Source organism: Streptomyces sp. TLI_185 (assembly GCF_003814765.1).
Classification (GTDB): Bacteria; Actinomycetota; Actinomycetes; order Streptomycetales; family Streptomycetaceae; genus Streptomyces.
The window spans coordinates 282723-296752 of the sequence record NZ_RKRB01000001.1 but is presented as its reverse complement, the minus strand read 5'-3'; the positions used below and the strand labels follow the sequence as shown (position 1 = coordinate 296752).

General features: G+C 67.4%; 14 protein-coding genes and 1 pseudogene. 8 read left to right on the top strand and 7 right to left on the bottom strand.

Annotation, left to right across the window (positions count from 1 at the left end; translation table 11 throughout):
* Positions 1 to 16 precede the first annotated feature (16 nt).
* The 4 genes and pseudogenes from EDD92_RS01295 (at position 17) to EDD92_RS01280 (ending at position 5239) form a co-directional block, all read left to right on the top strand.
* On the top strand, positions 17 to 1363 hold the full coding sequence (locus EDD92_RS01295) for an aldehyde dehydrogenase family protein (RefSeq protein WP_123962467.1): 1347 nt from the start codon (positions 17 to 19) through the stop codon (positions 1361 to 1363).
* Between the two features lie 519 nt (positions 1364 to 1882).
* Positions 1883 to 2995, top strand: a complete 1113-nt coding sequence (locus EDD92_RS01290; RefSeq protein ID WP_123962466.1) for an alkene reductase — start codon at positions 1883 to 1885, stop codon at positions 2993 to 2995.
* Positions 2996 to 3318: 323 nt separating this feature from the next.
* On the top strand, positions 3319 to 3666 hold the full coding sequence (locus EDD92_RS50745) for a hypothetical protein (protein ID WP_260326267.1): 348 nt from the start codon (positions 3319 to 3321) through the stop codon (positions 3664 to 3666).
* A gap of 312 nt (positions 3667 to 3978) precedes the next feature.
* Positions 3979 to 5239 (top strand): annotated as a pseudogene (locus tag EDD92_RS01280) (IS701 family transposase).
* A gap of 25 nt (positions 5240 to 5264) precedes the next feature.
* On the opposite strand, the gene EDD92_RS01275 reads toward EDD92_RS01280, so the two are convergent.
* The 3 genes from EDD92_RS01275 to EDD92_RS50435 are packed head-to-tail and all read right to left on the bottom strand — an operon-like array spanning position 5265 to position 6921.
* Positions 5265 to 5804 (bottom strand): GNAT family N-acetyltransferase, encoded by a 540-nt coding sequence (locus EDD92_RS01275; RefSeq protein ID WP_123962465.1) that lies wholly within the window; start codon positions 5802 to 5804, stop codon positions 5265 to 5267.
* A gap of 20 nt (positions 5805 to 5824) precedes the next feature.
* Positions 5825 to 6316 (bottom strand): transposase, encoded by a 492-nt coding sequence (locus EDD92_RS50440; protein WP_221268062.1) that lies wholly within the window; start codon positions 6314 to 6316, stop codon positions 5825 to 5827.
* Positions 6304 to 6921, bottom strand: coding sequence for an IS630 family transposase (locus tag EDD92_RS50435; protein ID WP_260326266.1), 618 nt, complete (start codon positions 6919 to 6921; stop codon positions 6304 to 6306). Before EDD92_RS50435 ends, EDD92_RS50440 begins: the two co-directional genes overlap by 13 nt.
* Here EDD92_RS50435 and EDD92_RS01260 point away from each other — a divergent pair.
* Together EDD92_RS01260 and EDD92_RS01255 are read left to right on the top strand one after the other, a co-directional pair.
* Positions 6838 to 7536 (top strand): leucine-rich repeat domain-containing protein, encoded by a 699-nt coding sequence (locus EDD92_RS01260; protein WP_123970213.1) that lies wholly within the window; start codon positions 6838 to 6840, stop codon positions 7534 to 7536. The two genes, EDD92_RS50435 and EDD92_RS01260, sit on opposite strands and share 84 nt — an antisense overlap.
* 211 nt (positions 7537 to 7747) lie before the next feature.
* The gene (locus EDD92_RS01255; RefSeq protein WP_123962463.1) at positions 7748 to 8101 is read left to right on the top strand and encodes an antibiotic biosynthesis monooxygenase family protein; all 354 of its coding nucleotides are present in this window, start codon (positions 7748 to 7750) and stop codon (positions 8099 to 8101) included.
* Between the two features lie 272 nt (positions 8102 to 8373).
* Here EDD92_RS01255 and EDD92_RS01250 read toward each other — a convergent pair whose 3' ends face one another.
* Entirely contained in the window at positions 8374 to 8910 is a 537-nt protein-coding gene (locus EDD92_RS01250) for a hypothetical protein (protein WP_123962462.1), read from the bottom strand.
* Between the two features lie 178 nt (positions 8911 to 9088).
* A complete protein-coding gene (locus EDD92_RS01245; protein WP_123962461.1) occupies positions 9089 to 9997 on the bottom strand; it encodes a sigma factor in 909 nt (302 codons plus the stop codon).
* 259 nt (positions 9998 to 10256) lie between these two features.
* Between EDD92_RS01245 and EDD92_RS01240 the strand changes: the two genes are divergently transcribed.
* Positions 10257 to 10991, top strand: a complete 735-nt coding sequence (locus EDD92_RS01240) for an alpha/beta fold hydrolase (protein ID WP_123962460.1) — start codon at positions 10257 to 10259, stop codon at positions 10989 to 10991.
* A 130-nt stretch (positions 10992 to 11121) separates the two neighbouring features.
* Positions 11122 to 12480 (top strand): NAD(P)/FAD-dependent oxidoreductase, encoded by a 1359-nt coding sequence (locus EDD92_RS01235; RefSeq protein ID WP_123962459.1) that lies wholly within the window; start codon positions 11122 to 11124, stop codon positions 12478 to 12480.
* On the opposite strand, the gene EDD92_RS01230 is transcribed toward EDD92_RS01235, so the two are convergent.
* Positions 12470 to 13015: a hypothetical protein gene (locus EDD92_RS01230; protein ID WP_123962458.1), complete on the bottom strand. Its 546-nt coding sequence runs from the start codon at positions 13013 to 13015 to the stop codon at positions 12470 to 12472. The genes EDD92_RS01235 and EDD92_RS01230 overlap by 11 nt on opposite strands.
* Positions 13016 to 13607: 592 nt before the next feature.
* Complete coding sequence (locus tag EDD92_RS01220) at positions 13608 to 13961, bottom strand: cupin domain-containing protein (protein WP_123962456.1); 354 nt, start codon at positions 13959 to 13961, stop codon at positions 13608 to 13610.
* Positions 13962 to 14030 lie beyond the last annotated feature (69 nt).

Here is a 14030-nt window from a genome sequence, read left to right as displayed (position 1 = left end):
GAACGGAGTACACCCCATGACCGCAACACAGGGGACCGAGTCGAGGACGCACCAGAGTGAAACGGCCGCGGAGGTGGTCGGCCGTCTTCGTGCGACGTTCAACACCGGCGTCACCCGCCCACTGGACTGGCGCATCGACCAGCTGCGGCGGCTGAGGGCACTGCTGGTCGAAAACGAGGAGGAGCTGATCGAAGCGCTCTGGGCGGATCTGAGGAAGAACCCCGCCGAGGCGAAGACGCAGGAGATCGACTTCACCGTTGCCGACATCGACGAGACGCTGGCGAATCTCGAGAGCTGGCTTCAGCCTCGCCCGGTGGAGGTTCCCGCCCACTTCGGTCCCACGACCACGGCCTACACGACGTACGACCCGCTCGGGGTCGTCCTGGTGATCGCTCCGTGGAATTTCCCGCTGCACCTTCTCATCGACCCCATCATCGGCGCACTGGCCGCCGGCAACACCGTGGTGGCCAAGCCGAGCGAGATCTCGGTTCACACATCGGCGGTCGCTTCACGCCTCCTGCGACAGTACTTCGACGCCGACGTGCTCACCGTAGTCGAGGGGGGTGCCGAGGAGACCACGGCCGTCCTGGCACAACGCTTCGACCAGATCTTCTACACCGGCAATGGCACCGTCGGCCGGATCGTCATGGCCGCAGCCGCCAAGAACCTCACCCCCGTCACGCTCGAACTCGGAGGCAAGTCACCGGTCTTCGTGGCGCCCGACGCCGACGTGGACGAGACCGCCAGGCGGCTGGTCGGCGCCAAGTTCGGCAACGCGGGGCAGCAGTGCATAGCCCCCGACTACGTGCTGGCCGATCCCGCCACCGCCGCCGCACTGGTCCCCGCCCTGCGCACGGCGGTCGACGCCCAGTTCGGCTCCACCCCGCAGACCTCAGCCGGCTTCGGCCGGATCATCAACGAGCGGCACTTCGACCGCCTCACCCGGCTGCTGGACTCCGGCCGGGCTGCGGTGGGAGGCCAGCACGACCGCGACGACCTGTTCATCGCACCGACCGTGCTCACCGATGTCGACCCCGCATCGCCGGTCATGCAGGAGGAGATCTTCGGTCCGATCCTCCCCGTCGTCGAAGTCGAAGACCTCGATGCCGCCATCGCCTTCATCAACGAACGCGACAAGCCACTGGCCCTCTACGCCTTCACCACGTCCGAGGCCACCAAGTCGCGCCTCGTGAACGAGACGTCCTCCGGCGGCGTCGCCTGGGGCCAGCCGGTAATGCAACTGCTCATGCCCGGCCTGCCTTTCGGTGGCGTCGGCGAAAGCGGCATGGGCCGGTACCACGGCCGGTATTCCCTCGAGACGTTCAGCCACCTCAAGGCCGTCGCGGACGTCCCGCTCAACTAGCCTCGCGTTTTCGTGAAGCAGGCTGTCCGATGGGCGATCGGCTGGCGGAAGTGCCTCAGGGCGGTGGGAGTGAGGATCGCTGAGATCGCCGGGCCCGCCACCCGGAAGCGCGTTCCAGATGAAACCGTGTATCGGTCCTCTTCGCGGGGGCGCGAAGAGGGAGTCGGTCGCGGTGCGGCCTGCAGACACCGATCCGTACCGACTCCGGCGGCGGCACCCATGACTTCCTCACCTGCCTGACTGCTGATCTTGGGCAAGGAGCGAACGCCCATACTCCGGCGGGCAGTTGCGCTTGACCGGCGTCGACGCTGACGCCGACGGCATGCGGCTCTCACCGCGTTCGCCCCCGCGTTCGCCGCCAACACCACCCACACCCCGATCGCGGCCCTGGAACCGCGTCACGTCAGCGGGCCCGCGCCTGCCCGAGGACCGCATCCGCGCCTCCTCCGGGACAGCGTGGACCCCCTGCGTCGCAGACCTTCATCCCGTTTTCCTCCGTATTGCAAAAGAGAGAAACCCATGACTATCAACATTTCAGAAGTTTCGCCCGTTCCATCGCTTTTCTCCCCCGTCTCCCTCGGGAAGATCGAGCTCGCCAACCGCATCGTCATGGCACCGCTGACCCGGGTCCGGGCCGGTTCCTCCGGCATTCCCGGGGACCTGATGGTCGAGTACTACCGGCAGCGGGCGAGCGTCGGAATGATCATCACCGAGGGCACCTACCCCGACCACGCGTCGCAGGGGTATGTCGGCGAGCCGGGCATCGCCACCGACGAGCAGGCGGCCGGCTGGCAGCGGGTGTTCGAGGCGGTGCACGCCGAGGGCGGCCGCATCGTCCTGCAGATCATGCACGCCGGCCGCGGCACCCACCCCGACATCAACGGCGGCCGCCGCATCCTCGCCCCCAGCGCGATCGCCATCGACAATAAGACGTTCACCGAGAAGGGCGAGCAGCCCTACCCCGTACCGGAAGCGATGACCACCGCAGAGATCCGGGCAGCCCTGGAGGACTTCGTCGCCGCGGCCCGCCGGGCCATCGAGGCGGGAGCGGACGGCGTGGAAATCCACGGCGCCAACGGCTACCTGCTCCAGGAGTTCCTCTCCCCGGCGGCCAACCAGCGCACCGATGGATACGGCGGCTCGCCGCACAACCGCGCCCGCTTCGTCGTCGAGGTCGTCACGGCGGTCGCCCAGGCCGTCGGTGCCGAGCGGGTCGGGCTGCGGATCTCGCCGGAGGTCGACCTCGGGGACGTCTTCGAGACCGACCGGGACGACGTCCTGGCCACCTACGGCACCCTGATGGACCAACTGCGCCCCCTGGGCCTGGCCTACCTCTCCGTACTGCACGCCGAGCCGGGCGGCGAGCTGGTACAGGAACTGCGGCGGCGCTTCGACGGCAAGCTGATCGTCAACAACGGCCCCTTCGGGGGGCAGACCACCCGCGAGCAGGCGCTCCAGCAGGTCGAGGCCGACCACGCCGACGCCGTGGTCGTGGGCCGGGCCCTCATCGCCAACCCCGACCTGGTCGAGCGCTGGCAGGGTGGCCACCCGGAGAACGAGCCGCGCCCGGAACTGTTCTACGGCCCGGGCGCCGAGGGCTACACCGACTACCCCTTCCTCGAAACGGCTTGAGGCCCACGGTCACGCCTGTCCATGCGGCAGCCCCACTCACTCATGGACAGGCGCCCGACCGGCGACACTGTGCCCGCCCCTTTGAGCCCGCGGTCACACCGGCGATCACCGCCTCGAGGACCGTCGGGTCCGTCAGGGCGTTGACGGTCCGCAGGTTCCTGGTCAGCAGCCTGCGCTGGGCTCCGCCGTCCATCTGAAATTTTCCGGCGGCGGCCTCGGAGGCGGTTCACGAGCTACTCGGCACATGATTCGCCGCTCGTTGTCGGCTCTCCAACCGACGCCACGACTGGTCCAGGGCCCTTCACCCCGGAGGGCCCTGAGCCATGCCTGCAGTGGACAACGGACAGAACGAAACCGGCATCCATAATTTCGGCTCGCCCACCCAGCCCGGCTGCAGATCCGGCGTGGGTACGGGAGTGCTCAGCATGGGCTCCGGCAGCGTCCGGTCACACCGGATCCCTTTCACTGTGAGACGACGAACCATCCACTGCGAACTTCGATACGAGACCGTCCTTCAACTTCGGGCGTTGGGGCACTTCGAGTCCTGGTTCTTGCACGACACGGGCGACGAACTCGACAGCTGGACCAACGGCCTTGGCTGCCAGGAATTCTGGATGATCGTCCGCAGCTTCCATCCCCAAGAACTCAGGGTCTACCAAGAACAGGTGTGATCACAGCCGCGAAGCGTCACTGAAGAGTCCCGTCTCTATCGATCTGGTTCGGTCTGGGTCCTGTCCCTCCGAGGGTGTAAGCGAGGATCACAGGCATGACGACCGCCACCGACTACATGTGGTTCGAGGAACGTTTTGGGCGACGGTGTCCACTACGCGATCTTGGGTATCGCCCACCTGCACAACCTTCGCCAGGCACGCTGATCGGACGGCCGACCGGCTACAGGAGCGCACAAGATCAATTGCGGGACAGCCCTTAGTAGGACTCCGTTAGGTCTTCCTGTCGGGCCTGTTCAGGAGCATGTTGAGCGTGTGGACGCACATGAAGTGAAGCGTGTACGGGCGAAGTTGGCGTTCTTCGTGGCGGATGTGTTTGCCTCGGTGCCGCGGAAGGACCAGCGCGCCAAGAGCGACTGCTATCTGCGGGGACTGATGCTGGACGGCCGCCGCAAGTCCATCCAGGCCATGGCCTTGCGGCTGCCGGACGGCAACGAGCAGAACTTGCAGCAGTTCGTGAACCAGTCCACGTGGGATCCGGTGCCGGTGCAGCGGCGCATCTGCGAACGGATGCTGCCACTTCGACCCGGCGGCGTGGGTGATCGACGACGTGTCGGTTCCCAAGGACGGGATGATGTCGGTCGCCGTGGCCCCGCAGTACTGCAGGGCTCTGGGCAAGTGTGCCAACTGCCAGGTCGCGGTCAGCGTCCACGCCGCCACCGATACGGCCTCCTGCCCGCTGCAATGGCGCCTGTATCTGCCCAAAGAGTGGGCATCGGACACCGACCGCCGGGCGAAAACCCGCGTTCCACCTGAGGCCACGCACCGCGAGAAGTGGCGCCTGGCCCTCGACATGCTCGACACTCTCGCCGACTGGGGCATGACGCCGCCGGTCGTGGTGGCCGATGCTGCCTACGGAACCAACGCCCGTCTGCGGGCCGCACTGGCCGAGCGTGGCCTTGCCTACATGCTGGCCGTCCGCGCCGATGTCGTCGCACACCCCTTCGATGCTGAGCCCGTCGCTCCGGCCCGCAACGGGCCCGTCGGCTGCTGGCCCCAGCCCCGCTACCGGGATCTCGCGCCCTCGGTGGCAGCCCTTGCCGCCGGCCTCGGTGCCACGGCGTTCACCTCTGTCACCTGGCGGCACGGCTCGCGCGGCGAGTTACGCTCCCGCTTCGCCGCCGTGCGCGTCCGCCCGGCCGGCAAGGCTGTCGAGCGTCCGATCAAGGCCGCTGCCCCGGCCGAACAGGGCTGGTGGGACGGGGTCCTGCCCGACTGCTGGCTGCTGATCGAGTGGCCCGCCGATGCCGAGGCACCGACCGATTACTGGCTGTCCAACCTGCCGGCCGACACCCCGATCGCTGACCTGGTCCGTCTGGCCAAGGTTCGCTGGCGCATCGAGCACGACTATCGCGAACTCAAGCACGGTTTGGGCCTGTACCACTTCGAGGGCCGCTCCTGGGCGGGCTGGCACCACCACGTCACCCTCGTGACCGCCGCCCATGCCTTCCTCACCGAACAGCGCCTAGTGGCTTGGCTCGGAAGTTTGGACGGCCTTGAAGCCTTCCTGCCGTGAGGGCCACCTGCACCCTGGAGGCTGTTCAGTTCGGCAGCTTCGCTGCGTAGATCCAGTCGTGGCCGTCGTATCCGGTGCCGTCGAGGTGCTCCGCTCGAGTCAGGCCAGCGCGGATTGCCACGCGTTGGGAAGCGGTGTTGGCCGGCCGGACGCGGGCGATCAACGGCAGGTCTGGAACATGGCGGGATGCCCAGGTGGTCACCGCGGTGGCGGCTTCGCCGGCGTAGCCCTGGCCCCAGGCCGAGGTGGCGAAGCGGTAGAAGAGGTTAAGGACCTTAAGGCCCTGCAGTTCCATGGGCTTGATCCCGCAGAAGCCCAACTGTTGATCGGAGTCGTGGCGCCGGACAACCCAGTACCCGTATCCGTATCGCTGCCACTGCTCATTCCAGCGTCGATACAGCTCCCCGGCCTCGTCGGGGCGGGCGAGCGCATCGGAGGGGTTGTGCAGGCAGGTCTCGGGATCATGGTGGATTGCGAAGATCGCATCGATATCGGCTTCGGTCGGACGCCGTAGCGACAGCCGGGCCGTCTGCAGCTCATCGGCCGTCAGGTTCCGGTCACTCATGTGAAGATCGTAGAGCTGGGTCAGGCCGCCCTGGCGGGGTATTCGGTCCAACTGCGGATCGAAGAGTCGGGCGCGAAGGCGGTCTTCGGTTCGGCACGGGCGTTGCGCCAGCGGACGTAGGCGGCGATGGCGGCGTTCTGCTCGTTGTGGCTGCGGTGGTCGGTGCCGTTGAGCGCGAAGTAGCGCAGCGCCGCGAACTCCGCTTCGATCCAGTTCAGCCATGAGCCGTAGGTCGGAAGGAAGACCAGCTGGACGTCGTTGTCAGCGGTCCAGGTCCGCACCTCGGCATGCTTGTGCGGGGAGAAGTTGTCCAGCACCACGTACAGTTTCTGACCGGGCCACCGCGCACGTAGGGTCTTGAGCAGGCCGAGGAACTCGCGCCAGCGCTTGCGCGGGCGGATGCGGTAGTACAGCTTGCCGGTGGCCAGATCGAGGGCGGCGAGCATGTGCATCACGCCGTTGTAGCGGTTGTAGGTGGCCCGCAGCCTGCGCGGGCGCCTCACCGGCCCCATGCTTTGCCCTTGCGGGGCATCAGGTTCAGCGGCCCGAACTCGTCGACGCATATCACCCGTCCGTCGTCGGGCGGGGTGTCATACAGCGCCAGGACACGCTGCATCTTGGCGATGAAGTCCGGGTCACTGGACGCCTTCCATGTGGTGGTGGTCTTCCAGGAGACCTTGCCGGTGTGCAGGATCCGGCGCAGGGTCTCCCGGCTGATGGCCGAGGTCACCTTCTGCTTGACCAGGTGGTCGGCGAGCTTGCTCAGGCTCCAGGTGGAGAACGCGGTGATCTTCCAGTCAGCGGGGGACGTCCGGGCGATCAGGCAGATGTGCTCGCGCACCTCGTCACTGATCGTTTTGGGGCGTCCCCCGCTCCATTTTGGGTCCAGCGCGTCGAACCCCCGCTCATTGAAGGCGTGGATGACATCGCGGACGTAGTCCTCACCGACCTGTATCAGCGAGGTGATGTCCTTGACCGTCTGGCCCTGGGCGGACATCAGCACCACGATTGCCCGGCGGAGTTTGACCGGGTCCTGCGCAGTCCGGCTGATCCGCTGCAGCCTACGACCCTCGTCGATCGTGACCGGCCGGACGAACACACTCGGTCGACGCCCCACGACCACCTCCAAGATCAGGTCTCGGAGACAGTCTGCTGGCTGACGCGCGGTGGGTCGATTACCCGGCCAAGGCTGCGTGACGAGCCACTAGATCTCAAACGCGGTCTCAGGGACTTACTCTACCTGCACGACAACGAGTTGTCGGACATCCCTGACTCGCTGGGAAACCTGACGCGGCTTCGCTACCTCAACGTGAGCGAGAACGTCCTGACCCGCCTGCCCGAGGCGATCGGCCGGATGACCGGCCTGATCGAACTCCGGGTCCAGCACAACCAGTTGATCACGCTGCCCGACACCATTGGCCAGCTTGGCAACCTGCGCGAGCTCTGGCTTCGGGGCAACGCGATCGAAACCCTGCCGTCATCCATGACCGGCCTCCACAAACTGCGCCATCTGGACCTGCGGGAGAACGCTCTCCTCGAACTGCCGCAACCGCTGGCAGGCTTGCCCCGGTTGCGCCACCTCGGCGCGAGAAGCAACCGCCTCACCGCGCTGCCGGATTGGGTCATCGACATGCCCTCCCTGGAGAAGCTGGACCTGCGCTGGAACGCCTGTGCGCCTTCGCGATCATTGCTGATCGAGCTCGAGCGGAGGGGCTGCGTCGTGCTGCTGTGAGGCCCTGGACTCTTATCCGTGACCCACGGTGCAAAGACAGGTTCACACTTCCCAGATGGTGCGCCGGTCGTTGTGCCCATGCAAGACACAGTGAACCTTGTCATAACACTGTTTGCAAGGAATCGGCGCACAAAGGCCCACCAAGGTAATCACACGGCAAAGAAAGCTGACGGCCGGTCACACGGGCGAGACGTTGCCGGTCAGTGTGGGCATGAGTCACTCCCTGGAATCGAAGACCGGTGTTGACGGCCCGGTCACTGTGATCAAGAGCTACACCGTGCCGGCGGAGGAAGCCGACTACTTCACCGAGGCGTACCAGGAGAACGCGCGGATCATGTCGACCCAGCCCGGCTTCGTCCGCTCACGCCTGCACCGCCCCCTGGCCGACGCCCCGGAGACACGGTTTGTCCACGTGGCCGAGTGGACCTCGGGGACCGCGCTGGACAAGGCCACCGCCAACCCGGAGTGGCATGCGGCGTTGCAGCGCCTGTTCGACGACCCAGGTCTTCACATCACGTCGGAGCCTGCCAGCTACCGGGTTGTCGTCGAGCTTCACCCCTCGTGACACCAGTTCCTGTGGCGCACGTTGGTCGCCCAGAACCGACGGCACTGTCCAACGTTGTCAGTTCGTGGGCGGATGGCACCACTGTTGCTTGAGACGGTGTCAAAGTGCGGTAGCATCATCACAGTGTTTCGGCGCCGGGCGGGCCACCCGCGAAGCTGCCGTTGACACGGAACCATCCATTGCGTGAACCGGATGGGTGTGGTGGCCCTGGATGCCTTTCGATCCCCCGCGAGCCGGCGTCCGGGGCCACTCCGCTGCAGCCCCGACGCGGTTCAGGACCGTTGGGCGCGGTATAGCCCTCGACCGGTACGCCTGATGCGGGACGCGCCGACAAGACGGTCCAGTGTGCTGCGGATCGCGTTGATGCTGCCGCTGTCGGTGGCGCGTCCCAGCGCCGTCGCCACATCGCGGGCACGCACATCGGTGTCACCGACCTGCGCGAGGTACTCAAGGATCTCTTCGGTCAGCCTGCCGTACGCGCGCTCCGTGTCGGCCTGCGAGCGGGGCGCCTTCTTCCTCCCGGTCCCCTTGCGGACTGCGGGCCGCCGAGCGACCCGGGAGACGTCGCGCGAGGCGGCGACAGGGGCGCCCGCCGACCGGGTGTCCGTGCTGACCGGCATCGCTTCCGCCGGGGTCGCCAACACGGACTCGAGGGCGCTCAGGGCCCGCTCGACGGATCCCAGATGGGCGACGACGGCGGCCAGTTCCCGCTCCAGCGCCCGCTTTTGCAGTTCCAGGCGGCTGAGATCCTCCTGGAGGCTCTCAGCGGTGATCTCAATGTTGTGTGCCGCGTGAGATGCCGGAACCATGTCTCCCTCTCAACCTCGCCGAAGCCCCGCCGTCACCGCGGTGAAGATGCAGCAATGCCTGTGTGAAACCTTGTCCGCCCATTGTTGCCACTGTCGCAGGCGCGGCGCAACGGGGAGCGCGTCCGCCGTGACCTGGCGCCCCGGCGATATGAGGACGTCGCACGGTTCTGTGCGTCGCTCAGCCGCCGGGTGCGTCGTGTTCGCCGACAGGGTGGCGGGACCGGTTCCAGGCCCGCAGTTTGTCGGGGTTGAGGACGGCCCAGATGTGGGTGGCGTGGTGACCGGCGACGTCGAAGCTGATCACGGCGGCGACCTGGTCGCCGTAGCGCACGACGATCGCGGTGCGGCCATTGGCGGAGCAAAGGTGCAACGTGGTGTGGGGGCGCGGGGCGAGGAGTGTGAGGAGGGCGCGGACGACACGCTGATTGCCATGCACCGGCCGGGTCAGGGCGCGCACTTTGCCGCCACCGTCGAAGAACGCGGTGACTTCGGGGGCCAGCAAAGATGCCAGGTGCTCGACGTCGTGCGTGGCGCAGGCTTGGCGGACGCCACGGACGACCTTGTCGTGCTGCTGCGGTGCGTCGGGACGTGCGCGGTAGGTGCGGTAGGTGTGCACAGCGCGACGGGCGGAGTCGGTGAGTTCCTCGGGTACGGCGGGTGTTGTCCCCGTGACGTCGGCGACGGTCTGGCGCGGAAGGGCGCAGCCGTCGTCGAGGATGAACGCCGCCTGTTCGGCGGGGGAGAGAGTGCCCAGGGTTTCGAACAGTACGTTGTTGATCTCTTCCGTCAGTGCCCGGTCGTGTGTGATCCCGGTGGCGTTGCCCTTTGCCTCGGCGTTCGCCGCCCGGTGCTCCGGCAGCGGCAGACGGGTCAGGCAGATGATGCCCGTCGTTCTGGTCAGCCAGCTGCGCGGCTCGGTGACGCGTGTTCTTTGGACGTCCGTCAATGCGTACCACCGCCGGTAAGCCTCGGCGACGGCGTCCTCGGCTGCGAGGCAGGTGCCCAGCATCCAGTAGGCGACGTTGAGCAGGTGCCTTCGTTCGTCGAGCAGGTCCGCGATGGGTGCCGTGTCACCGCTCTGTCCCATGAGGCGTCCCTTCCTCCCGTCAGGCGCCCCGTTGCCGTTCACCGTGATCGGCCGGCGGCGCCCTCAGCAGTGCTGACCGGGCAGGCGGGGTTCATGTGACATGCCTCCACGAACGACGACCATTCTGCCGGCGGTGGACGATGCGCCGTGCCCCCAGTGGGGATCGCTCACCGGAGAGCCGAACGGGTCACACCGTGTGACAAGATGTGGTGAGATCTCTCGCGCACCATGCGCCGTCGCCTGATGGAGGAATGCACTCATGCCCGCGATCTTGATCCATGGCGTTCCCGACACCCACCACGTATGGGACGGCGTGCGACAGCACCTGTCCAGGACCGACCTGGAGGCCTGGGATCTTCCCGGGTTCGGCGCCCCCCGCCCGGTCGGGTTCGGATCCACCAAGGAGGAGTACGTCGACTGGCTCAGCGAACGGCTGGAGCGGATCGGTGAGCCGGTGGACCTCGTCGGGCACGACTGGGGCTGCATCCTCACCCTCCGCGTCGCCTCCCGGCGTCCCGATCTGGTCCGCACCTGGGCCGGAGGCAATGGACCGATCAACTCGGGCTACGTGTGGCACCCGTTGGCCAAGATCTGGCAGGACCGGGTGGAAGGCGACCAGTTCATGAGGGAACTGCGAACGGAGTCCTTCGCCACCGACGTGGCGGCGGGCTTCGACGTGCCCATCGACCTGGCCAAGGACATGATGAGCCGCCTGGACGAGCCGATGAAGGACTCCATCCTCAGGCTGTACCGGTCCGCGGTCACCATGGGGGCGGAGTGGGAACCAGGCCTTGCTGCAGTGTCGGCGCCGTGCCTGGTCTTCTGGGGCAGGCTCGACCCCGCCTGTCAGATCGAGTTCGGCCGCAGGCTCGGAGCTTCCCTGCACGGATCAGAGGTGATCGAGATGGAGTGCAATCACTGGCCGGTACTCCAGCGGCCCGCGGAGGTGGCCGCGATCCTCGAGGGGCACTGGAAAGCGCACGCGAGCGTGTGACGAGGCGACGCGGGGCGCGAGTGCGGCAGCGCCCACGGGAGGGCAGCGGGCGGCTGGTGTCGGACCAGGGTGTCACACCGAGCCGTTCCTGCCGGTCTAGAGGGGAGAACCGAGAGGAACAGAGGACACCGTGCGCGAGATCTTGATCGTGGGTGGGGGCTATGCGGGCTTCTACACCGCCTGGGGCCTGGAGAAGAAGCTGCGGCGGGGGGAGGCACATGTCACCGTCGTCGACCCTCGTCCGTACATGACGTACCAGCCGTTCCTGCCCGAGGTGGTCGCCGGGTCGGTGGAGGCGCGCCATGCCGCGATCTCGCTCCGGCGGCATCTGCGGCGGACCCGGGTGATCGCGGGCGCGGTGACGGAGATCCGCAACAGCACGCGTACGGTGACGGTCCAGCCGGAGACCGGACCGGCGTTCGACCTCCACTACGACGTACTGGTGGTCACGGCGGGAGCCGTGACCCGCACCTTCCCGATCGCCGGACTCAGTGAGCAGGCGTACGGGTTGAAACACGTCGAGGAGGCCGTGGCGATCCGCGACCGGCTGCTCACCTCGTTCGACCGGGCGGCGACACTGTCCCGCGGACCGGAGCGCAGCAAACTGCTCACCGTCACTGTCGTCGGCGGTGGTTTCTCCGGGGTCGAGGGCTTCGGTGAGCTGCTGAGCCTGGCGACCGCGCTGCTCAAACGCTATCCGGAGATCGCAGCGGAAGAGCTGTCGTTCCATCTGGTCGAGGCACGGGACCGTATCCTGCCCGAGGTCACCGACCGGCCGGGTGCGTGGGTGGTGCGCTCGCTGGAGAGGCGGGGCGCACGGGTACATCTGAACACCCAGCTCGTCTCGGCGAAGGAGGGACATGTCGTGCTCTCCGACGGGACGGAGTACGACGGCGGTCTGTTGGTGTGGACGGCGGGCAACGCCTCCAACCCGATCGTGCACAACCACACCGACCTCCCTGTCGACGCACGGGGCCTGCTGACCGTGCGTGCGGATCTGCGGGTCAGTACGGACACCGAGGTGGTCGCGGACGTCTGGGCGGCCGGCGACGACGCCTCCGTGCCCGATCTCGCGGTCGGACGACCCGATGCCCGCACCGTCCCCAACGCTCAGCACGCCGTCCGCCAGGGAAAACGTCTGGCGAAGAACATCGTGGCGGCACTGCGCGGCCGACCGACCAAGGACTACGTGCACCGCAGTCTTGGGGTGGTGGCCACGCTGGGGCTGGGCCGGGGGATCTTCCAGTACCGGCGCCTGGTCATCAAGGGCTTCCCGGCCTGGTTGATGCACCGGGGCTACCACGTCCTGGCCATACCGAGCTGGGAGCGCAAGGCCCGGGTGTTCGCCGTGTGGGCCACCGCCGCCTTCTACGGCCGGGACATCGTGTCCCTCGTCTCGGTACAGCACCCGAGGGAGGCCTTCGTCACCGGCGGGGAACCGCACCGGAGTGCGGAACCCACGGAAGATCCCGATCCGCTCAGGGCTTGACCGCGCGGTAGAGACCGCGGCCGGTCCGCCGGATGCGGGAGGTGCCGACCAGCCGGTCGAGCGTGCTGCGGACGGCATTGATGCTGCCGCTGTCGGTGTCGCGTCCCAGCGCGGAGGCGACATCGCGGGCACGGACGTCGACATCCCCGGCGTCCGCGAAGTACGCCAGGATCTGTTCGGTGAGCTTGCCGTACGTCTTGCCGCTCGCGGTGTCGACGTCGGCGAGGGCGGCCGGCGCCCGGCTCTCGCCGGCGTCTTCAGGCGTGTTGGCCACAGCCGTGGACTGCGTGGGTGCCGGCTCCACGGGCCGCGCATCCTCCCGGCCGGCATCGGAGGCAGACGCGGAGGCCCCCGTCACCAGAGACTGAAAGGCGCCGAGGGCCAGTCGTACAGAGGCGAGATGAGCGGAGACCGCGGCCAGTTCCCTCTCCAGCGCCTGCTTCTGGATCTCCAGCCGTACCAGGTCCTCCTGGAGACTCTCGGCGGTGATCTCGATGTTGCGAGCCGTCGGGGTCACCTGGGTTACGGAGACCATGGGTTCCTCTCGTCCTCAACGTTGTGATGGCGGCCGGCCGCCCCATCCGATGCCGACGGTGCCGTGTCGGGCACGGCACCGGGGGATGCTACCCGGACATCATATGGAGCGGCTCACGCCTGTTGAGAACGGAAAGGGCGTTCAGCAGGCACACCGTTCACGGCCATGGCTCACCGTGTCCACCCGTACGGTGCGTCAAGGACGGCCTGTCACCGAGTGATCGAGCCCGGCGTCGCCTCCTCCGCCGGCAGGTACCTGGCCGTCAGGAGGTCCGGGCACCGGGCGCCGCAGACGCCTGAGTCGGGTGGAGACCGCGTTGATGCGGGCGTCCACCGCGTCGATCGCTTCCCTGAGAACGCTCAGCCGCTCCTCAAGGAGGGCGGCCTCCGCGGCGAGCGACGCGGTGGCGACGGCGGGATCGGTCCGGGCATCTCTCGCCCAGTGATCGCTCGCTACGCATCGGCTGACATGTGTCCCTGCCATGGTCCTCCTCCTTCACCGCGGGGCCCGGGCGGATACCCGCCGCGGGCCGTCGACACGGGATTGACCGGGTAGTGAGGGAAGTTGTGACAACCGTCGCGCAGAGGCTCCGTCAGGGCAGTTCGCAGCCGAGGTCCGGGGCGTCCTGGGAGAAGGGGGCGCCGTGTGGCAGGACGTAGAGGACGTCCAGGACGAGGTCCGTCGTGCCCCGGTTCTCGCCGACATGGACGTGGTCCGCGCCCGGTGGTTCCGTGAGGAAACTGCCCTTCTTGTACACGCCGTCGGACGCGCACGTGGCATCGAAGTGGCTCAGGGTTCCCTGCTTGACGTAGGCGTACAGGTACCCGTCGTGGTAGTGCCACCCGGTCGCCTGACCCGGTGGAATGGTGATCTCGCGGAGGGTGTAGTCGCGTGACAGAGCCACGAGTGCGGCTCCGACGGCTGCGGCACGCACTGTATTGCGCATGACGATTCCCTTCGGGAGATGAGGAAGAGGAAGGCGACGAACATGTGAGGGGTCGCCCGGGGTAAGTGG

Excerpts from the sequence above, each read along its gene's own strand:
- EDD92_RS01255 (WP_123962463.1), top strand. The coding sequence starts at position 7,748 with ATGAGTCACTCCCTGGAATCGAAGACCGGTGTTGACGGCCCGGTCACT.
- EDD92_RS01275 (WP_123962465.1), bottom strand. The coding sequence starts at position 5,804 with ATGAGTGACCGGAACCTGACGGCCGATGAGCTGCAGACGGCCCGGCTG.
- EDD92_RS01220 (WP_123962456.1), bottom strand. The coding sequence starts at position 13,961 with ATGCGCAATACAGTGCGTGCCGCAGCCGTCGGAGCCGCACTCGTGGCT.
- EDD92_RS01230 (WP_123962458.1), bottom strand. The coding sequence starts at position 13,015 with ATGGTCTCCGTAACCCAGGTGACCCCGACGGCTCGCAACATCGAGATC.
- EDD92_RS01240 (WP_123962460.1), top strand. The coding sequence starts at position 10,257 with ATGCCCGCGATCTTGATCCATGGCGTTCCCGACACCCACCACGTATGG.
- EDD92_RS50745 (WP_260326267.1), top strand. The coding sequence starts at position 3,319 with ATGCCTGCAGTGGACAACGGACAGAACGAAACCGGCATCCATAATTTC.
- EDD92_RS50440 (WP_221268062.1), bottom strand. The coding sequence starts at position 6,316 with ATGGGGCCGGTGAGGCGCCCGCGCAGGCTGCGGGCCACCTACAACCGC.
- EDD92_RS01295 (WP_123962467.1), top strand. The coding sequence starts at position 17 with ATGACCGCAACACAGGGGACCGAGTCGAGGACGCACCAGAGTGAAACG.
- EDD92_RS01245 (WP_123962461.1), bottom strand. The coding sequence starts at position 9,997 with ATGGGACAGAGCGGTGACACGGCACCCATCGCGGACCTGCTCGACGAA.
- EDD92_RS01250 (WP_123962462.1), bottom strand. The coding sequence starts at position 8,910 with ATGGTTCCGGCATCTCACGCGGCACACAACATTGAGATCACCGCTGAG.
- EDD92_RS01290 (WP_123962466.1), top strand. The coding sequence starts at position 1,883 with ATGACTATCAACATTTCAGAAGTTTCGCCCGTTCCATCGCTTTTCTCC.